This is a genomic window from Streptomyces atratus, from assembly GCF_040655115.1.
Taxonomy (GTDB): Bacteria; Actinomycetota; Actinomycetes; order Streptomycetales; family Streptomycetaceae; genus Streptomyces; species Streptomyces atratus_D.
The window spans coordinates 237450-256715 of record NZ_JBFAJH010000004.1; the positions used below are offsets into that span (position 1 = coordinate 237450).

The following is a 19266-nucleotide window of genomic DNA, read 5'->3' on the forward strand; positions in this document are numbered from 1 at the left end:
TAAATGTCAGGGCCACGCTCACACGGAGTGCATGACCATTACAGTTGTCCGTTACTAAAATGTCCGCATTGCGTAACGGGGGCCGGAGTCTCCGCCGGCGCCGGGGCGGGTGCTTCAAGGTGTGGGTCCTCGGCTTGTTCGGCCGGGACCCACACTGCGCAGCATGGCCCTGACCTGGGCCTGGGCGCCTCACCTTGAGGGGACATCAGTGTCTGCTTCTCGTACCGTCCGTCGTCTTGTCGCCACCGGTCTGGCGGCCGGTTCCGTCGTCGCCGTGGCGGCGATGCCGGCGTCCGCCGACGACGGCCACCACCACCGTGACCGTCACCACCAGGAGTACTCCAGGGTGGTGCTCGGTGACATCCAGTACAACAGCCCGGGCCGTGACGACTACTCCAACCGTTCGCTGAACGAGGAGTGGGTCGAGGTCACCAACACCGGTCGCCGGGCCGTGAATCTGGACGGGTGGACGCTGTCGGACAGGGACGGCAACCGTTACACCTTCGATGACCTGCGCCTGGTCGGCCGGGCCACGGTCCGTGTCCACACCGGTTACGGCCGTGACACCCGCGCCGATGTCTACCAGGACCGCGGCGACTACGTCTGGGGCAACCACTCCGACCGGGCCACGCTGCGCAACGACCGCGGCCGGGCCATCGACACCGAGTCCTGGGGCCGTGACCGCGACCACCGCTACGGCGACCGCTGGCACCGCCGCTGATCTGGTTCCCGCCCGCCACTGATCGCGGGCCTCTCGGGGAACCCAGGCGCGCCGCCATCCCCCCGCCCCGGGGTGGCGGCACGCCACTCGCGCGGTCGCCTGTGTTCTTGCGGGCAGAGGTTCGCCGGGGCAGCACGGACTGGACACACACCGGGGTTTTGGTGTGTGCATCCTGTGGATTGGTACATGGCCGCGCACGCTACGTTCAACGACGCACGCACATGACAGGCACGGGTCCGGCCGACGCTGTCGCCTGGTCGGAGCGAAAGCTCTCTGACTTCGCAACCAGGGCCGGCTGCGAAGGTCACAGTCGGCAGCGAGTGTCGATGACTCGCGGAACGGGACCTCGGCTTCGACCCCCCTCGCCGCCCACCGGCTGTGCCCTGTTCGGGCGCCGAGCCGGTCTGACAAGCCGAGGGCTGTCCCGTCATCCCTGGCGGGCGCCCGACGACAGCGACGGCACCTCGCCGTGTTGCCGGAACTCCCGAATGCGCCTCCTGCGAGGACGCCCCTCTGCCTTGCCATGCACCACATCCGACGCCGCGCTGTGATCCACCAAGGATGACGGGACAGCCCTCAGGGCCTGTCGGGGTGACCTTCGATCGGAGAGCGGACGCGGCATGGTGCGTGCGATTCCACGGCGCCGGGATGGCCTTGGATGGGGGTCTCCCCTGCTCGAACGAAGCTGAGAGCTCGGGGAAGGAGCTATCAGGGCATTTCGCAACGCCGGAAGCGTGCGTGCCAGGGCGTGGCCGCCCGATCAGAGGTCACCCGACAGGCTCTGAGCGCCGCCCCCGGACGGACTCCAGCCGTAGCTGCTGCGGAGCCGATTTCAGATGGGCCGAGAGGTCCGGAAGGGATGTTGCCTCCCCCGCCGTGAACCAGAGCATGACGTCCTCACCGGTACGGACCGGCAATGCGGGGAAGTCGTTCTCCGCGTGCTCAGTGCGGTGGACCGCCTGCGGAGGAGCTCCGGCGGCGGCCAGCCGGGGTCGCAGATACTGCTCGAAGTGGTCAGCGAAGGCCACGTCCAAGGGGTGGCAGATGGTCGCGACGACCGGCCCCGCGGCGTCCGGGGCTGCAAAGCCCGGCCCGCGCAGCAGGAGGACGTCGTCCGAGTTCAGCATGGTCGCGTTGGCCGCCTCGCGGTGGGCCTGCCAGACGGGACCGCAGTAGAAGGCGTGCAGCGCTCGCGCCCGCGCAGTCATGTCCGGGAAGCTGCGCAGCCAGACGAAGCGGTCCGGGTCGTCCAGGTCCCGGAACCGGCCGCCGACGGTGATACCGGCCGCCTCCTGGCCTCTGACGAACTCCTGCTCGAAGAGGTCGACCAGCGTGTCCCGGGCGCCCGGGTACAGGGTGTACTGCCGGAGTTCGACTATGGCGTTCATGGCCGGGAAGTTAGCAGCACTCCACTGACATCTTCTGTCAGTGGAGTGCCGGCATGCGCACGCCGGACGCCGCCCGGGCGGACGGGATTTCGACGACATGCTCCGGCCGGTCCGGCAGCGCGTTCCTTGTCGTACCAACCCCACCTGCCCCGACGCGATCTTTATGCGTCAACTTCCAGCCATCGCTCGAAGGCTGAGGAAGGGGACCTGGTCCGCACGTACTCTGTTCTGTTCATGCCTTCGACGAACTCGATGGAGGAGAGCCCGACCATGGCCGCCCCTTACCCGCCGATCGAACCCTACGACCACGGAATGCTCGATACGGGCGATGGAAATCTCGTCTACTGGGAGGCCTGCGGCAACCCCGACGGAAAGCCTGCCCTCGTCGTCCACGGTGGCCCGGGTTCGGGCTGCTCGACAGGACCGCGCAAGTCCTTCGATCCGGAGCGCTACCGGATCATCCTCTTCGACCAGCGCGGATGCGGCCGAAGCACACCCCACGCGAGCGACGCCGCCACCGACATGAAGCTCAACACCACCGAGCACCTGATCGCCGACATGGAGCAATTGCGCGAACACCTCGGTATCAACCAGTGGCTGCTCTTCGGCGGATCGTGGGGCTCCACGCTGAGCCTGGCGTACGCCGAACGGTACCCGGAGCGGGTGTCAGAGATCGTCCTCGTCGCTGTGACGAGCACCCGTCGCTACGAGATCGACTGGCTCTACCGGGGCGTGCGCCGGTTCTTCCCCGAAGCATGGAAGCGATTCCGCGACGGTGTTCCCGAGGCCGACCGCGACGGCGACCTCGTCGGGGCGTACGCGCGTCTCATGGAGAACCCCGACCCGGACGTACGGGCCAAGGCCGCGATCGACTGGTGCGCTTGGGAGGACGCAGTCCTCTCCGCAGAGCCCCATGGCAAGCCCAACCCGTACGGCGAAATGCCGTCCCGGGCCATGCTGGCGTTCGTGCGGATCTGCTCACACTACTTTGCCCATGGGGGGTGGCTGGAGGAGGGGCAGTTGATCCGCGACGCGGGACGCCTGGCAGGCATCCCCGGCGTTCTGATTCACGGCCGGCTCGACATGAGCGGACCGCTCGACACGGCCTGGGAACTCGCCCACGCCTGGCCCGGCGCGGAACTGGTAACCATCGAAGACTCGGGACACAAGGGCAGCGCTGCCATGAGCGCAGCACTGTACGGAGCGTTCGAGCGGTTCGCGCAGCGGTGAACCCGACTCGAGCGAACAATCTCAATGGTGTTCGCCTTGTTCCCCCACGTCGAGCGATGTCTTGACCGGGTAGCCCACCCGGATATTCTCCGGCCCTGCGGGCGGCCTTCGCGGTCAGCCGACGCACACAGCGATCAGGCAGATCTGCGTCGGAGATGTCGGATCACCCGGCGACGTGATCGGTAGCAGGTCCACAGCCGATGTGCCTGCGCCGGGGCGTTCGGCGGAAGCGGGCGCGGTCGTCTCTGGGGCCTGGGCCTGGGCTGGGGTGTCGGCGTTGCCGACGTGCGTCGCGTTGGCCGACTCGAGTGTGGTGTGCGGCGTTGCGCTCGGGGTCGCGGGAGACGGGGCCATGGTGGCGGCCTTTGGCTGCCGGCTCGTCGTCCCCGTGTGAGGCGCGGCAACGGTGGCGCCCTGCTTGCGGCTGGTTGTCGTGGGTGGGTGAGGGTTGGGATGCCGCGAAACCTGAGTGTCCGGTTGCTCCGACACCGAGTCGGTGGTCGCTGTTCGGGGTGTGGCCGCGGTCACCGGCTCCGGCGGTGAGGCTGCGTGTGTGTGACTGCTGGAAGCCCTGGTGGTCGGCAGCGCGGCAACGGTCAGGCCACCACCGACAAGGGCAACGGCCGTTGCGGCCGCGGCCCGACGCTTGTTCTTCTTCCAACGTGCCAGCTGCCGACGCCGAGCCGCCCGGCCCTGTCCGGTGGAGGCGGTGCCTTCGCGGCCGCTGATCGAGCCAGTGCCCGATGCATCCACCACCGCGTCTCCGAATGCGCCGCTGCCGATCGGTTCGGCATCGGTGTGATGAGTGCCGAGGTAGGACCCCGAAGCGGGCATCTCCTCCGCGCGCCATGCCTGCCTGGTCGTTGCAGTAGAGGAGGCCGCGCCGGAGAGGCTCCGGACGGGCGGGGCAATGTCGGGAGCGTATGCGCCGCACCCTGGACACACGAGTGCCCCATTGAGAATCCGGCGGCACGCGGAGCAGTAGTCCATCTGCGATCTTTCTGTGCTGGCTGCGCCGCCAGGGACGTCGGCGACCTGTCTCGGGTTTCGCACGCGGTATCGAACGGGCAGCAACGCTACTGGCACCCGCCGAAGGTGATGCGCAGCCCTTGTGACACTGCTGCAAAGATCTGCGGACGGTGGCGCGGCCTTTGCGTGGAGCGGGTGAAGGGAATCCGCTGCACGTCCTGCCGCAGTGGGACGACGAAGGGAACGACCGTCAGTCGGCCCTGGACCTGTTCGACGCCTTCGGCTCCAAGGAGAAGTCCCTGCACGCCAACATGGGCGGGCACACAGGCGTCCCGCAGTTCGCGGGGGACGCCGCGGCCCAGTTCTTCACCCGACATCTGAAGTGAGGCCGGGCCGTCAGACCGGCAGCAGGCGGTAGCTGATGTCGGCCGGCATGCCGCTCATCGAGGACAGGTCCCGGCCTTCCTCAACTCTCTGCACCGTGGGCCCCTGCTGAACTCTCGGCAGGGGCCCGTGCTGCCTGAAGTCATGAACTGTTCGATTTCTGCAGAGCTTCGAGAGCTGCCCAAACTCGGATTCTGGCACACATTCCGTTTGCGCCGTGAGGCGCTGTTGGTTCGCGTGGAGGTGGAAGACCTGAACCAACCTGCTGTCGCAGCAGTGGGGTTGAAGCTGAGGGCAGCCTGATCCGGGTGATGCCGGGGAGGGTGAGAGCAGCCCTGACAAAGCCGGGACGTGTCCAGTACTGCCAGATGGGGCGAGTCCGGCAAGCGTGATGGAGAGGAGTACGCGAGGAACCGGCGTTTTACGTCTCTTGGAGGGCGTTTAGAGGCAAGCTGTGTCATTAAGTGAACTTTACGGTCAACGGTTTTCACGGTATTTGCCCCATGTGTGCACCTTCGCGTGCGACGAGCCGTTGACCCAGCCACCCGTTTGCTCCGCTTCTCGTGCGTGAAGTCCGTCTGGTTTGAAGATGCGGCAGAAATGCCTAATAGGCAGCGGAACGATATCGTCCGCCGCGTCCATTCCAACGCTACGACGTGAGTCGGCGCAAGCCGTACCCCAGCGACCTGTCCGACGCCCGATGGGCCTTGATCGAGCCGACGTTGACGGCATGGAGAAAGGCCCGGCTCGACCGCAGGCCCACCGGCCAGCCGGCCAAGGTCGACCTCCGCGACGTGTTCGACGCGATTCTCTACGTCAACCGCACCGGAATCCCCTGAAAATACCTCCCACACGACTTCCCGAACCACGGCACCGTCTACGCCTACTACGCCGCCTGGCGCGACGAGGGAATCCTTGCCCACCTCAACTACGACCTGACCGGCCTGGCCCGCGTGAAAGAGGGCCGAAAAGCCGAACCGACGGCCTCCGTCATCGACACCCAGAGCGTGAAGACCTCCACCAACGTTCCCCTGACCAGCCAGGGAACGGACGCCGCCAAGAAGATCGTCGGCCGGAAGCGCGGCATCCTCACCGACACGATCGGACTCATCCTCGCCGTGACCGTCACCGCTGCGAGCCTCTCCGAGAACGCTCTGGGAATACGCCTCCTCGACCAGGTAAAGAACACCTACCCGACCATCGCCAAGAACTGGGTCGACACCGGCTTCAAAAACGCCGTCATCGAACACGGCGCCAAACTCGGAATCGATGTCGAAGTCGTCAACAGAAACCCTGGAGTTCGCGGCTTCCATGTCGTGAAAAGGCGCTGGGTCGTCGAGCGGAGTCTGGGATGGATCACGACGCACCGGCGTCTCGCCCGCGACTACGAGACCCTCCCTGCCAACTCCGAAGCCATTATCTACGTCGCGTCGATCGACAATCTCGCCAAGCGCATAACGGACGAGACGACCCTCACCTGGCGAGGCACCTACTAGGGCATAACCAGCAATACGCCTACTTCAAACGCCCTCTGAGAACTCCAGTTGGCGCCATGCGCCAGATGGAGCGCTCAGCCTCGAGTCACCCTGACCGACAACGAAATGAACTTCACGGTCCACTCATGGTCCCGGCATGATTCCCATCGTGCATGAGAACAGGCAGCATCGCGGGCAGGGACGGTACAGGCTGACGGACACGGGAAGCGGCCATCTCTGGGGCGTCTGCGCCGAAGCGGAGGGCCTGTTCAGGGAACCCCGGCGTGGGACGTACGAACTGTTCGGCTGGGTTCCGGATGAAGCCGAGGTGCGCGGCTGGGTCGGCAGCCGTGTGTGGCTGGTGCCGGAAGACAGGACCCTCGATGCCTGGCTGCTGGAGGACGCGGAGAGCCTCGGAGGGCACCCGGGAACGGACGGTCTCGTGCTCACTGGTCTGGACGACTACGAGGGGCCGCCCGAGGGACACCGGGCTCCTGTCCGACTGCACGACGGCTACCGGTGGTTGGGCTCCTGCCGGGAGTTCGCCCGCGTCCTGCCGCCTGGGCACGCAGAGCCACCGCTCGTCCTGCGAGGGCTCGCCCCGGGTGATCGGCTTCGGCGGGCACTGACGTCGGGCACCCGGCGCACGCTGGACCTGGCGGAGGCCTGGCTGGAGATACGGGACGATCGGGGCGAGCCGCTCACCGACCGGCTGCTGCGGCCCACAGTCCGCTCGTGGCGCTCTTCTTCCCGCAGGCCGGATCTGATCGATCTGGAACTCGACGGAGAGCTCGCACCCGTACCGGGGTACGCCCAGCCCATCTGGGAGCGCTGGCTGTCCGGCCCACCGGACGCCCCTGGTGCATGGGCCGGCCTCGACACCCGGCAGCGCGGAGCCTGGCTCGATCTCGTCCGTGAGCGGGGCTGCCGGCTCGAGCACCAGGACCAGCCGACCGGACACGCGTACGAGCTGGAGGGCCAGCACATCACCGACGAACCGGGCCTTTACCTGGCACTCGGCGAGGCCGTCAACGGGCCGGGCGGCTACTTCGGCGGCTGCCTGGACGCCCTGGTGGACTGTCTGCGCGGCAACTTCGGCTACACCGCCCCCGCAACCCTTCTCTGGCGGGATGCCGTAACCGCACGTGAGCACCTGTCCCGCGTCCTGGCGCCGGAGGGCGAGCCGTATGACCTGGTCGCCACGGTGCTCGAAGTTCTGGCCGAGGGCGGGATGCGCGTCACCTTCACGTGAATCGGCATCCGCCGCGCTGACGCAGCAGTGACTCAATGCTGCGGTCAGTCCGTTTGGCGACGTTCGCGTCTGGATTCAGGAGGCGAGTCGTGCGCAGGTGCCGACGGAGAGCTCAGTCTGCGGAGGACGGCCTGTGCCACCAGTGACCGCACCCGTCGGCGCAGGAGCGTTCGCGCCGTCGTCCGTCGGCGATTGCGAGTACCGCGACCAGCAGCCGGAACGCCTAGGAGCGTGGGTCGGTAACGGCCAAGCGGCCAGCTGACCGTGATCGATGGGATTGGTCGCGGTCGCCCCGCCGGCACCTGTGAGGCGGCAGTTGGGTCCTGCCCGTCAGGTGTCCGGTCGGTAGGGCCCGTGACGGGGCCGGGAGGCGGCTGGTCAGCCGGCCAGGGCGGCGGCGTTCCTTGTCCTTGGCGTGCTCGCGTGCTTTGTCGGCGGCTTCGGCCTCGATCTGGGCGCGGGCGGCCTGCAGCTTGGCCAGGCGCTTCTCGCGCCGGTCGAGCTCGGCGGGCAGGTCGGTGTCCTTGCCGTCGATGCCGAACCTCTGGTCCTCGGCGGTGTCGGTGACCTCGGCGTCGGCCGGCAGCGTCTGGGCCATGGCCTCCAGGTCGGCGATCTCGGCTTCGATGCGCTCTTCCTTGGTGATCAGGCGGCCGTAGCTCTCGCCTTGTGCTTGGAGGCGTTGGCCTCCAGCTTCGTGCCGTCCAGGGCGACACGGCCCATCTTGACCATGCCGAGCCTGGTCGCCAGGTGCAGGGACTGGGTGAACAGGCCGGCGAGGGCGTCCAGGTGGCGGCGGAACCGCGAGATGGAGCGGAAGTCCGGGGCCTGGTCGGCGGCCAGGTATCGGAACGCGATGTCGTCGGCGCACTTGCGCTCGATCGCCCGCGAGGAGCGCACCCCGGTGGTGTAGCCGTAGATCAGCAGACGCAGCATCAGCCGCGGATCGTAGGGCGGGCAGCCGCGCTTCTCGGTGTAGTCCGCCAGGACCGGCCCCAGGTCCAGCACCTCGTCCACCAGGTCGGCGACGAACCGGGCGAGATGGTCCTGGGGCAGCCAGTCGTCCAGCGACGGGGGCAGCAGCAGGACCTGGTACGGGTCGAACGCCCGGAACCGCTTATCCACCCTCGCCGGACGAACCTGCGGCTGCTTCTTCTCGACCGGCTCGACCTCGAACAGCCCATCCCCACCACGCATACAAACATCATCCCGCACGAATGATCACGAAACGCAGCCGGGTGTCGGCGTACTCGCCAAAGTGCTCAGCCAGATACGCGGGAGCGTGCCCACAGGGAAGTGGGCGTGGAGGCTGAAAGCAAGGTCCGGCCGTCGGCGGCTCAAGGAACGATGATGACCTTGCCTCGGATCCGGCCGGCCTCGCTGAGGCGGTGGATGGCGCCGAGGTCGGCCAGTGGGCGTGACTCGCTGATGTCGATGGCGACCACGCCGGCGTCGATGAGCTCCACCAGCGCCGCCAGATGCTCCACATCATTGCGGGCGACCATGTGCATCGCAGTCACCCCGGCATCGGCAGGCGGCTCGATCGGGGTGGCGATCGAGACGATCCGCCCGCCCGGCCGCACCAGCGGCGCCAGAACCGCGGCGTCCGACGGGCTCAGCGGAACCAGGTTGAGCAGCGTGTCCACCGGGCCGTCGAGCGCGGCAACCACCGGCGTGGCGGTGTAGTCGATCACTTGGTCCGCCCCCTGCCGCCGGACCGCCTCGGCGCTGCGGGCGCCGGCCGTGGCGATCACCTCGGCTCCCGCGTACTTGGCGAGTTGCGTCACGAAGCCACCGACGCCTCCGCCCGCACCGTTGACCAGTACCCGCTGACCGGCGGCTACCTTCCCGTGCTCGAACACCGCCTGCCACGCCGTGAGACCGGCCACGGGAAGGGCCGCAGCGTTCGCGAGAGGGACGGAGTCGGGAGCCGCGACCAGCGTGGCCACGAGCGCCCGGACGTACTCGGCGGCCGCACCCGCGCTGTCGAGCCGCCCGATGACCCGGTCGCCGACGGTGAACCCCTCCGCACCCGCGCCGATCTCGGCGACAGTGCCGGCGACGTCCCAGCCGAGCGTGTAGGGCAGGTCCAAGGGAAAGAACGCCCGCAGCAGTCCGCCCCGCAATGCGGCCTCGGTGGGGTTGAACGAGGTCGCGGCGACACGGATGAGCACTTCACCTGATGCAGGCTGAGGGCGCGGAACGTCGTCGTAGCGGATCACGGACGCGTCGCCGTAGTCGTGGATACGTGCGGTCTTCATCTTCATGCCGCGAATCTACGACCGCACACGGAGACGATCCATGCGGCAGAGTGCCCAGTTCATATGCGTACGTCTCGCCCGCGTAGTCTCACCGCATGGATGTGCTCAGTGACGTCATCGCGGTGATGCGGACCGGCCGGCCTCGGTCGGCGCACGTGCGGTGGCATGCCCCGTGGGGGCAGGAGTTCGCCTCCGTACCGGGGTCGGCGGGCTTTCAGGTGATCCTGCAGGGCTCCTGCTGGCTACTCCCTCCAGACGCAGAGCCCGTCCCGCTGGGCGTGGGCGACGTGGTGTTCCTGCCTCACGGCAGTGGACACACCCTGGCCGACAGCCCCAAAACCCTGGCGACGGCCCCCGCCTGCGGCCCCGACGACCCCCGATTGTCCGAGCCCTACGCGTCGGACAGCGTCGACCGGACCGGAGACGGCGGTCCGGTCACCGTCGTGCTCTGCGGGACCTACCAGCTCGACCCGTCCCGCACCCACCCGCTGCTGCGCGACCTGCCTGACCGGATCCACCTCCCCGCGCACCCGGATCGACACCCGGAACTGCGCTCGGCCGTAGAGCTACTGGCCGCCGAACTGGAGCACCCGCGCCTCGGCACGGACGCGGCCGTCCCCGCGCTCCTGGACACACTGCTGCTGTACATCCTGCGCATCTGGTTCAACGAACAGCCCGCCCGGGGCAACACCACCGGCTGGGCCGCCGCGCTCAACGACCCGCCGGTCACCGCCGCCCTCCACGCCATCCACCGGGCCCCGGCGGCGCCGTGGACAGTGGCGAAACTCGCCGCGGAAGCGGGGCTTTCCCGCGCACCGTTCGCCAGGCGCTTCGCCACACTGATCGGCCAACCACCCCTCAGCTACCTGACCTGGTGGCGGATGACCACGGCCGCGCGCCTGCTGCGGGCATCGGACGCACCATTGAAATCCATCGCCGCCCAAGTGGGCTACGCCTCCGAGTTCGCCTTCGCCAACGCGTTCAAGCGCACGCACGGGACAGCCCCCGGCACGTTCAGACGGCGGAGCTGAATCCAGTGCAGGCATCCTGAGCACGCTCAGCTGTACGTGACTGGGTACATCCGGATGCACTCCGACAGCGGGTAGCCGGTTACTGAGACACGCTCCTAGCGGCGGGCCGTCCTCCACTGACTCCACCGGCGATGAATCCGAGTGACGGCACACGCGGTCCTGACCTAGCGTTCTGCCCATGACCTCTCTCGACGACGGCACTGACGTCAGGTCCCGCGTGACTATCCGCTGCCAGAGCAACGCGTCCATCGGCGTGACGTTCTGCGACCGGTTCACCTTCGACGCAGACGCTGTGCACTATGCCGTCGAGCTGTGGGCCCCGGGTCTGACCGCTCGCGTCAACGAGGTCGTCGCCTGGATCTGGGACAGCGATCTCGCCCCGTTCCTGGAAGAGCTCGCTGCCGACTTCCGAGGATGGGACGGCGAACGGAGCTGGCAGACCAACGACCGGGACTTGGCGGTGTCCGCCGTCTTCCGCTCCAGCGGGCACGTCGGGCTGACCTGGACCCGAGGGGCGGGGAGCCCCGCGCAAGCCGCCTCCTGCACCGGCCGGGCGCCCGGATCCCGGCTGGCGGCAGCCACCGCTGTTCGCACAGATCCCCCGTGACTACAGCCGGCTCACCCTGGCCAATTCCGACCTGGCCGGCCCCTGGCTGGCCTGGGCGAAGTACCTCGCTCACCGGCTCGTCGAGGCCCGCGGCCGGGGACGCAACATCCGCTTCGCCGTCAACCGCGGCCTGGCCCTCGTCCTCACCGGCTACATCGAGGGCGACGTCATCCGGCACACGGAGATCTTCGCCCCGCTGCGGGCCCTGGACCTGCCGGTCGGCCACACCGGTCACGGTTCTCGACGAGATGGAGATCTTCGAGGACGACAGCGAACCCCCCTTCGAACGCTGACTCGCCGAGAGGCTGGAGGGTCTCGCACCCGGCATCCGCTCGGAGGCCGAGCGCTGGACCCGCGTCCTGCGCGACGGCGGCCCCCGCAGCCTCCCGCGACGGGAGGGGACGGTCTGGCTCTACCTCAACCGGGTCCGCCCGGCCCTGCTGGAATGGTTGAACCGCTACGACCACCTGCGGGAAGTGACCCGCGACGACGTCCTCACCTACATCAAGACGCTGCACGGCCACCAGCGCCACGACCAACTCTTCGCCCTGCGCTCGCTGTTCAGCTGGGCCAAGCGGAACGGGCTGATCTTCCGCAACCCGACCAGCCGGATCAAGGTCGGGCAATACGAGTACGCCGTGCTGCAGCCGCTCGTCCCCGAGCAGGTCGACCGTTCCGTCGCGGCAGCCACTACCCCGGCGACGCAGCTCATCCTCGCCCTCGCCGCGGTCCACGCCGCCCGGGTCGCCCAGATCGCCAACCTCATGCTCGTCGACGTCGACCTCGGCAACCGGCGGCTGACCATCGCCGGACACGCCCGCCCGCTCGACGACCTCATCCTGAAGCTGCTGCTGGACTGGCTGGAGCACCGACGCACCCGCTGGCCGAACACCGCCAACCTCCACCTGCTGATCAACAACCAGACCGCGAACAAGACCACCCGGGCCAGCAACCACTGGATCAGCGCCGCGATGCGGGGCCAGACTGCGACGCTGGAGCGGCTCCGCGTCGACCGCCAACTCGAAGAGGCCATGATTCAAGGCCCGGACCCGCTCCACCTTGCCGAGGTGTTCGGACTCGATGAGAAGACCGCGATGCGTTACGCGGACTCGGCCCGTCAGCTGCTTCTGGCCTCGCCCGGTGAGACCCCCGGCGGAACTGTCAGAGGAGCCGAATAGGGTCCAGTGACGTCCATATCCAGTAGGAGAGACCGTGGCTCTCAACGCCGTTGAGGCGATCCGCCAGCTTCAAGACCGGAGTTCCGCCAAGCGCCGCTCGGCCGCGAAGCGACTTCGAAAGCTGGGCGACCCAGATGCCGGTCCTGCCCTGCTCGAAGCCCTGAAGAACGAGGTAAGGGATTCGCGGACCTGGGAGACCCAGTATCAGATGACAATGGCGCTTGGTACTTGCGGCTCCCCGTCCGACCTCCCCTACCTGCGAGATCTCGTCCTTCAGCGCGAAACTCTCCATGCGGTTCACACTGCCGGGGGCGACGCCATCATCCGTCTGAGCTACATGGAGCACTCCCACACAGAAGCGATTCGCTGGTGCCTCAGTACCAGTAACGAGACGCTTGTGGGCGGAGCGTTGCAAGCCGTGGCCATGATCCGGCTTGTCCCGGATCAGGAAACCGTCACCTACGTCCTCGACTTCATCGAAGACAGGTCCCCGCACAATGGGCTCTACTTCTGGCCCGCTGTTGCCGCGGCCGGCTGGACGGGGCAGCGAGTGCACGACTTCCTCACCTCATGCGCCTCCAGCCCCCGATCCGATGTCGCCGAAGCCGCCACTACCTCCCTTGCCGGGAACTACGGCAACTACCGACCTCTGTAGCCGGCCCCGCACCCCAGGTTCGTCGTGAACCCGGGCCTTCTCGCCGGAAAACCTGGTATCGGCCCCGTGGGTTCCTACCGAGAACCCTTCAGTTGTCACGAACTCACGGGGCTCTCCGGGTGTGAGTAGTTGCGGTACAGGAAGTGCCGCTGAGATTGATCATGGTCGGCTAGGCGGTGCTCCGGTGATCACCCGACAAAGGCGGTGCGGAGAATGTCGGGTGATCGGGGCCGGTGTCGCCGCACGATGGGGGCATGGATGACACGACCTTGGTATCCCGTTTCCTCCGCGACGGCTTCGTGAAGTTGGAGGGCGCTGTCGCGCCGCGCGTGGCCGCGGACTGCGCGCGGCTGCTGTGGCGAGAGACGGGCTGCGACCCGGACGACCCGTCGACGTGGACGAAGCCCGTGCACTGGGTGGGCGGCATGGCGCAGGGGCCGTTCGCCGCCGCACCCAACTCCCCGTCGCTGCAGCGCGCGTACGACCTGCTCGTCGGCGCGGGACGCTGGGAGCCGCGCTACTCGCTGGGCACGTTCCCGCTGCGCTTCCCGCACGAGGAGGAGCCGGACGACGCGGGCTGGCACATCGAGGGGAGCTATCTGCCGGAGGGCGAGAGCTGGTACTTCACGAATCTGCGCTCCCAGGGCCGGGCGCTGCTGATGCTGTTCCTGTTCAGCGAGGTCGGTGAGGAGGACGCCCCGACCCGGATCCGGGTCGGCTCGCACCTCGACGTGCCGAAGGTGCTGGAGAAGTACGGGGAGGACGGGGCGAGCGGGCTGACCCTCGCGCCCGACCTGGTGGCGGCGTCCGACCACCGGCTACTTGCCCTCGCCACCGGGTCCCCGGGCGATGTCTTCCTGTGTCATCCGTTCCTGGTGCACGCGGCGCAATCGCACCATGGGGTGCGGCCGCGCTTTATGGCCCAGCCGCCGCTGATGCCGGCCGCGCCGTACGAACTGGAGCGGGCCGACGGCGCGTACTCACCCGTGGAGATAGCGATCCGCCGGGGCCTGGGGCAGGACACCCCCGGTCCGGACGGGGACGGCATCGACCGCAGCGCAGCGTAAACGTGCCTCACGACCATCGCTGGCAAAGTGGCCATGAGGGAATAGGAAGGAGGCCGGGCATGCTGGAGCGGCTGAACCAGGCCATGGAGCACATCGAGTGCCATCTCGACCAGACCGTCGACGTGGAGGAGCTGGCACGCCTCGCGGCCACCTCGGAGCACCACCTGCGCCGGATGTTCTCCGCGCTGGCGGGCATGCCGCTGTCGGAGTACGTCCGGCGCCGCCGGCTCACCCTCGCAGGTGCCGAAGTACTCGCGGGGCGTGAGACGCTGCTGGAGATCGCGGTGCGCTATGGCTACAGCTCCGGCGAGGCATTCGCGCGGGCGTTCCGTGCCATGCACGGCATCGGACCGGGCGAGGCCCGACGTACCGGCGCAGCGCTCACCTCCCAGTCCCGGATGGCTTTCCGCCTCACCATCGAAGGGAGCAGCAGTATGCGATACCGCGTTGTGGACAAGGCGGACTTCAACGTCGTCGGACTCAAGACCCGGGTACCGCTGGTGCATGCAGGGCCGAACCAGGCGATCATGGACTTTGTCCGTGGGATCGACCCGCAGACCCTGGAGCGCCTGGAGAAGCTGTCGGACCAGGAGCCGCACGGCATCGTCGCGGTCTGCGACGGCATGGACCCCAGCCGCGCCGAGGGCACTGAACTCGACTACCACCACGGCGTCATCACCTCCCCGGCCGCGCTGGAGGGCACGACCACGTTGGCCGTCCCGGCCGGCACCTGGGCGGTCTTCACCACCTCCGGGCCGGCACCGCAGGCCATCCAGGAGCTGTGGCGGGACGTGTTCACCGAGTGGTTCCCGTCGAACCCGTATCGCACCCGCACCGGCCCGGAGATCCTGCGCACCCGCCTGTCGCCGGAGAAGACTGAGGCCGACGCCGAACTGTGGCTCCCGGTGGAGCCCGAGCGCGGCTGAACACAGCGGCAAGCCCCCGGGCAGGCGTGTGCGAGCGCTTCGGTTGGCCTTTCGCGCCAACCGAACCAGTCGGACGCCGGCAAGATCAATCTCAGCGGCACATCTTGTACCTCAACTACTCACGCCCGGTCTCGTGGGACGGGCCGTCCACCGGGACGGTGGACGGCCCGTGAGCTGGTCGGCAGGACAGGATCACGTCGCTGATCCCGGGTCGGTGAGGCGGGCTTCGAGGTCGGCGACGCGGCGGTCTCGGAAGCGGAGGTTGGAGCGGGCAGCCTTGAGCCGCTCGTCGAGCGTGCGGTTGTCGGTCGTGAGCTGGCGGACCCGCTGCTTGAGTGTGGTGTTCTCGGTGGTGATCCGCTGGATGCAGCGGCGGCCGGTGACGATGATCGTCTCCCAGGCGTCCCGCAGGCCGCGGTCGAACGGGTCGTAAGTCTCGGAGAGGCCGCGCAGGTTGGTCTCGTCGGCGAGCGCGCGGGCGACGCCGTCGGCGAACGGCGGTCGCGAACGGCGGACTGTCCGCCCTGGCGAGGGCATGGCGGCGATGAACGCCCGGTCCAGGCCGATGCGTTCGGCCTCTCCCGACTCCATCGCCCCGCGCAGGAGGCGCCGGGTGCGGTAGAACACGCGCTGGTGAGTGTTGTCGGTCACGATCGACTGCTTGCCCGGGCGCCCTCTGGCCGCGAGCGAGACGAGGCCGTCCCGCTCGCGTTGCCGCTGGTCGGCGACGAACTGATGCATATGGTCTGCCGTCAAGGCTCGCGGGTCGTGGCCACCGGACGGCGCGTGGAGTTCCAGGAAGGTACTCAGCTCCAGACCGGCTCGGCGCATGTCGTCGAAAGTGCTTCCGCTGCGCGGACAGCCGGGAGAGCGCAGGATCGCGACGAGGTGGTCCCAGATGAGGTCGCGGAGCCATCGCTGGGAGACGCCCGTGAGGTCCATGTGAACCGAGCGGTCGGTGAGCTTCCGTCCGAAGTGCTCGGTGAGGATGTATCCGAGCTCGCGCGTATCGGCCGGCGTCACGTAGAGAGGCTGCAGCCAGCCGGCCACGGCCCGGACGATGTGGACCGCCTCGCGGCTGGCTGCCTTCTGCAGCAGCCGTTCCTCCTCGGGGCCCGCATCCGTCAGCGACCGCAGACCGTGCTCACGGGCGAAGTTCGCCAAGCCCTGCCAGGTGACCAGTTCCCAGCGGCCGTGAGCCTTCTGGGTGTAGGTGAACATGCCCCACTTGATCTCGGCCCGCAGCAGCGGATGCAGCCCCCGAAGATTGACCTGTGCAGGCCGGAGCACGGCCCCGGCACTCCCGCACCAGCGCCGGAACGTGAACTCGTCCTCGTAGCTGACCGGCGTGACCAATCCCCGGCGCCCGAAGCGGGTGCCTCACTGCGACGGCAGCGTCGCTCCTCCCGGCCTGCCGTGCCTGCGGTAGCGGCGCTCGTGACGGAAACACTGCCCGAGCGGGGAATCTGCAAGTTCCGGGCAGACCTGGACCTGGCAATCGCCGAAGCCGGGATGCGATTCCTGATCGACCAGCCAGGCATCGAGGTCGAGGTCACCGCCGCGGCGGCCGCGCTGGTTGTACCAACGAAACTCGTGGTACCGGCAGAGCGCCAGCGTGTGGTGCCGAGCGGGCCGCCCGGGACAGATCTGGCAGGACCTCTGCTCGATCCACTCCCCAGGGCCGACGGGCGGCGCGGTGCGGAGGAACTCGGCTCGTTCTCCACCCAGGTCGCGGTGCTCGCGCCAGAGCGTCTCGTGAGAAGAGCACAAGTCGCCATGTCCCATCGTGGACCGCTCGCAGTCGGCGCAGAGGCAATTCCACCGGTAGACAGGATGGTTCGGCGGGATCTTGATGACATCGGGGCGGAACAGCGGGTCGAACGACGGAGCGCTGATCAGCGCGGTGAGGATTTCCAGCCGGTCCCGGCCAGCGCGGGGGTCCTGCTGCGGCAGTAGAGCTGTCGCCATGCTCACTTCGACTCACCCCAGACAGTGCGCAGGGCGGCGTCGAAAGTGGGGTCGTGGACGTCGACATGTCCGTAGACCTCGTCAACCGTGGCCGTTGAGGCCCAGCCGCCAGCGTCTCGGGCGATCAGCAGATTGCCGTCGGCCGCATCAAGAACCGCGGAGGTGAAGGAGTGCCGGAAGGCGTGGGGTTTCACAAGTCCCAGGCCAGCGCGTTTCCCGGCCCGGCCGAGCATCCGGCGGGCGCCGACCGGAGCCCAGGGCTGCCCGGTGCCGGCACCGTGGAGCTGGACCAGGAGCATGCCGTGTCCGGCCCCGCGCGGGTACTCGGTCGTCATGTACTCGAAGTAGGCGTGCACCATCGCCGGGCTGACCCGCTTGATCAACCCGCCTGTCACCGTGCCGTGTTCAACTTGCCAGGAGTGCTTGGTTTTGGCCTCGGCGCGGTTCGGATTGTTCGGACGATGGCAGACGTGCAGGTGAGGGCTGCGGCACTCGTTGCAGGCCGCGTTCTCGCGCAGATGCAGGTCAACCAGGTGCAGCCCGCAGAGCTCACCAACCCGAAGACCGCCGTCGGCGAGCCAGGTCACCACCAGCCGGTCCCGGGCCGAGTTCACCCTCTCCAGCAGTCTGTCCCTCGCCCCTTCCGGGAGCATCTTCGGATGCCGGCGGAGTGGGCCCTTCGGCGCGAGCGGGTTCGCGGGCATCGCGGATTTCACGTGTCCGAGGAACGAGCGACGACGGTCCACCCGCGACGGGAGCCGGGTGCCATCCAGCTTCTCGCCGAGGTCGACGTTGATGCCGAGGGAGGCTTGGTGCAGGTAGAAGCCCTTCAGACAGGACGCCGCGATCGACAGTGCGGACCGGCCGTAGGGGCGCTTGCCGACCCTCCAGGGCTCGCCGAGCGGCATACGGACCTCGGCGCCGACGATGCCCATGTACCGTTCGAGGTCGCGTACTTGGACTGTGTCGAAGGCCAGGCATTCACGCTCCAGCCACCGCAGATGATCCACCAGGCAGTACGCGTACGTCTTCTGGGTGCCGGTGCCGTCATGGACGCGCAGGAACCGGTCCGCGTCCGTATGGAGGGTGCCCTCGGGCCAGACGATCGTCCACGATCGCCGTCCGTCCTTCCGCTCGATCCGCTGGACCCTCAAGTCCCCGACCACGATGTGCCGTACCACTCGTCCTCCGTACCGACTCCGGAACATGGCAGACGTTCCGGTCCCGGTCGGTAAACGAGCCCATGACGTCCATGTCACAGACCCAGGCGGACATCACGGGCAGCACAACTCACGGTCGGTAAAGACCTTCACGATCCACGTGGCCAGCAGGTGCTCCATCTCCGATGGCGTCCAGGACGCGTCCCCCTCCAGGTTGGCGCCGCGGTCGGCGACGTCGATGCCGCGGTAGCCGAGGAGCAGCTCCAGCAGCAGCGACTGGATCCCGGCGAAGGCCCGCTCGCAGGCGGCCTTGTCGGGCGGCCGCATCGCCTGGGCCGGCAGCAGATCGATCCCGAGCGTCGCTGCGGCCTGAACGAAGTGGTGGCTCTTGTAGACGGCGCCGTGGTCGCTGGTCACCGTCTCGGGAGCGAAGAACGGCAGCCCGGCGACCGGGTGCCCGGCCAGCTCGGCCACCGACGCCGCCGGGGCGCCGGGGTAGGGCCACTCCATCTCCGGCCCCCAGTCCGGCCGCATCGGCAGCGGCAGCAGCAGCATCGCCACCTCGTGTGGGCGCTCTGCGTGTGGTGCCCTTCCAGTAGGCGTCCGTGAGCGTCTCGACAGCGGTGAGGGTGTGGTGGTCGTCGCGAGCGGCCAGCGCCAGGGCGAATCGTACGTAGTCGCCCATGTCAGTGCCTTGACGGTGCTGGTCGGCGAAGCCTTGAAGCCGTGGGGTCAACGCGGGCAGCGTACGGACCGTTGGGAAGACCACGGCGAGGCCGGCCAGTGCCAGACGGACCGCTGGGCACTCGACCGCCCATCGGGCCAACAGGTCCGGAGTGCAGGACCGTACGGCGTCGCGGGCCCTGCCTTCACTGCCGGGATCGGCATGTGGCGGGGTGTCCGGCCAGCACCGCGCGAGGTGGCGGTCTGCGACGGTGGCGATGTCGATCAGCAGGACCAGGGTCTGGAAGCGGTGTTGGGGAGGCACTCGGTC

At 68.3% G+C, this 19266-nt stretch carries 17 protein-coding genes and 3 pseudogenes; 11 read left to right on the plus strand and 9 right to left on the minus strand.

Annotation, left to right across the window (positions count from 1 at the left end; all coding sequences use genetic code 11):
- Positions 1-163 precede the first annotated feature (163 nt).
- Positions 164-721, plus strand: coding sequence for a lamin tail domain-containing protein (locus AB0I23_RS07965; protein ID WP_359107875.1), 558 nt, complete (start codon positions 164-166; stop codon positions 719-721).
- A 767-nt stretch (positions 722-1488) separates the two neighbouring features.
- Here AB0I23_RS07965 and AB0I23_RS07970 read toward each other — a convergent pair.
- On the minus strand, positions 1489-2109 hold the full coding sequence (locus AB0I23_RS07970) for an NIPSNAP family protein (RefSeq protein WP_359107877.1): 621 nt from the start codon (positions 2107-2109) through the stop codon (positions 1489-1491).
- A gap of 270 nt (positions 2110-2379) precedes the next feature.
- Between AB0I23_RS07970 and pip the strand changes: the two genes are divergently transcribed.
- Positions 2380-3339, plus strand: a complete 960-nt coding sequence (gene pip, locus AB0I23_RS07975; protein ID WP_359108035.1) for a prolyl aminopeptidase — start codon at positions 2380-2382, stop codon at positions 3337-3339.
- Between the two features lie 114 nt (positions 3340-3453).
- On the opposite strand, the gene AB0I23_RS41615 is transcribed toward pip, so the two are convergent.
- Complete coding sequence (locus tag AB0I23_RS41615) at positions 3454-4329, minus strand: SCO2400 family protein (RefSeq protein ID WP_436846893.1); 876 nt, start codon at positions 4327-4329, stop codon at positions 3454-3456.
- Positions 4330-4514: 185 nt separating this feature from the next.
- Here AB0I23_RS41615 and AB0I23_RS07980 point away from each other — a divergent pair.
- From AB0I23_RS07980 to AB0I23_RS07990, 3 genes and pseudogenes are all read left to right on the plus strand, one after another.
- A pseudogene (locus tag AB0I23_RS07980) lies at positions 4515-4694 on the plus strand (alpha/beta hydrolase); the annotation flags it as partial.
- A 654-nt stretch (positions 4695-5348) separates the two neighbouring features.
- Positions 5349-6188 (plus strand): annotated as a pseudogene (locus AB0I23_RS07985) (IS5 family transposase).
- Between the two features lie 136 nt (positions 6189-6324).
- Complete coding sequence (locus AB0I23_RS07990) at positions 6325-7419, plus strand: barstar family protein (RefSeq protein WP_359107879.1); 1095 nt, start codon at positions 6325-6327, stop codon at positions 7417-7419.
- Positions 7420-7531: 112 nt separating this feature from the next.
- Here AB0I23_RS07990 and AB0I23_RS07995 read toward each other — a convergent pair whose 3' ends face one another.
- The 3 genes and pseudogenes from AB0I23_RS07995 to AB0I23_RS08005 all read right to left on the minus strand — a co-directional run bounded on the left by AB0I23_RS07995 (position 7532) and on the right by AB0I23_RS08005 (position 9686).
- On the minus strand, positions 7532-7633 hold the full coding sequence (locus tag AB0I23_RS07995; protein ID WP_359108037.1) for a DUF5958 family protein: 102 nt from the start codon (positions 7631-7633) through the stop codon (positions 7532-7534).
- A gap of 177 nt (positions 7634-7810) precedes the next feature.
- Positions 7811-8544 (minus strand): annotated as a pseudogene (locus AB0I23_RS08000) (transposase); the annotation flags it as partial.
- Positions 8545-8756: 212 nt separating this feature from the next.
- On the minus strand, positions 8757-9686 hold the full coding sequence (locus tag AB0I23_RS08005; RefSeq protein ID WP_359107881.1) for an NADP-dependent oxidoreductase: 930 nt from the start codon (positions 9684-9686) through the stop codon (positions 8757-8759).
- Between the two features lie 89 nt (positions 9687-9775).
- On the opposite strand from AB0I23_RS08005, the gene AB0I23_RS08010 reads away from it, so the two are divergent.
- From AB0I23_RS08010 to AB0I23_RS08035, 6 genes are all read left to right on the plus strand, one after another.
- Positions 9776-10711: an AraC family transcriptional regulator gene (locus AB0I23_RS08010; RefSeq protein WP_359107883.1), complete on the plus strand. Its 936-nt coding sequence runs from the start codon at positions 9776-9778 to the stop codon at positions 10709-10711.
- Between the two features lie 178 nt (positions 10712-10889).
- Entirely contained in the window at positions 10890-11318 is a 429-nt protein-coding gene (locus tag AB0I23_RS08015; RefSeq protein WP_359107885.1) for a DUF6228 family protein, read from the plus strand.
- A 449-nt stretch (positions 11319-11767) separates the two neighbouring features.
- A complete protein-coding gene (locus AB0I23_RS08020; RefSeq protein WP_359107887.1) occupies positions 11768-12496 on the plus strand; it encodes a hypothetical protein in 729 nt (242 codons plus the stop codon).
- A gap of 34 nt (positions 12497-12530) precedes the next feature.
- Complete coding sequence (locus tag AB0I23_RS08025) at positions 12531-13151, plus strand: HEAT repeat domain-containing protein (protein WP_359107889.1); 621 nt, start codon at positions 12531-12533, stop codon at positions 13149-13151.
- 254 nt (positions 13152-13405) lie between these two features.
- The gene (locus tag AB0I23_RS08030; protein ID WP_359107891.1) at positions 13406-14218 is read left to right on the plus strand and encodes a phytanoyl-CoA dioxygenase; all 813 of its coding nucleotides are present in this window, start codon (positions 13406-13408) and stop codon (positions 14216-14218) included.
- Between the two features lie 59 nt (positions 14219-14277).
- Positions 14278-15144: an AraC family transcriptional regulator gene (locus AB0I23_RS08035; protein WP_359107893.1), complete on the plus strand. Its 867-nt coding sequence runs from the start codon at positions 14278-14280 to the stop codon at positions 15142-15144.
- A gap of 192 nt (positions 15145-15336) precedes the next feature.
- Here AB0I23_RS08035 and AB0I23_RS08040 read toward each other — a convergent pair whose 3' ends face one another.
- The 4 genes from AB0I23_RS08040 to AB0I23_RS08055 form a co-directional block, all read right to left on the minus strand.
- Positions 15337-16434, minus strand: a complete 1098-nt coding sequence (locus AB0I23_RS08040) for a hypothetical protein (protein ID WP_359107895.1) — start codon at positions 16432-16434, stop codon at positions 15337-15339.
- A gap of 90 nt (positions 16435-16524) precedes the next feature.
- Positions 16525-17112 carry a hypothetical protein gene (locus AB0I23_RS08045; RefSeq protein WP_359107897.1) on the minus strand — a complete coding sequence of 196 codons (588 nt, stop codon included), beginning with the start codon at positions 17110-17112 and terminating at the stop codon, positions 16525-16527.
- Between the two features lie 2 nt (positions 17113-17114).
- Entirely contained in the window at positions 17115-18293 is a 1179-nt protein-coding gene (locus AB0I23_RS08050) for a tyrosine-type recombinase/integrase (RefSeq protein ID WP_359107899.1), read from the minus strand.
- A gap of 93 nt (positions 18294-18386) precedes the next feature.
- Entirely contained in the window at positions 18387-18827 is a 441-nt protein-coding gene (locus AB0I23_RS08055; RefSeq protein WP_359107901.1) for a hypothetical protein, read from the minus strand.
- Positions 18828-19266: the final 439 nt, after the last annotated feature.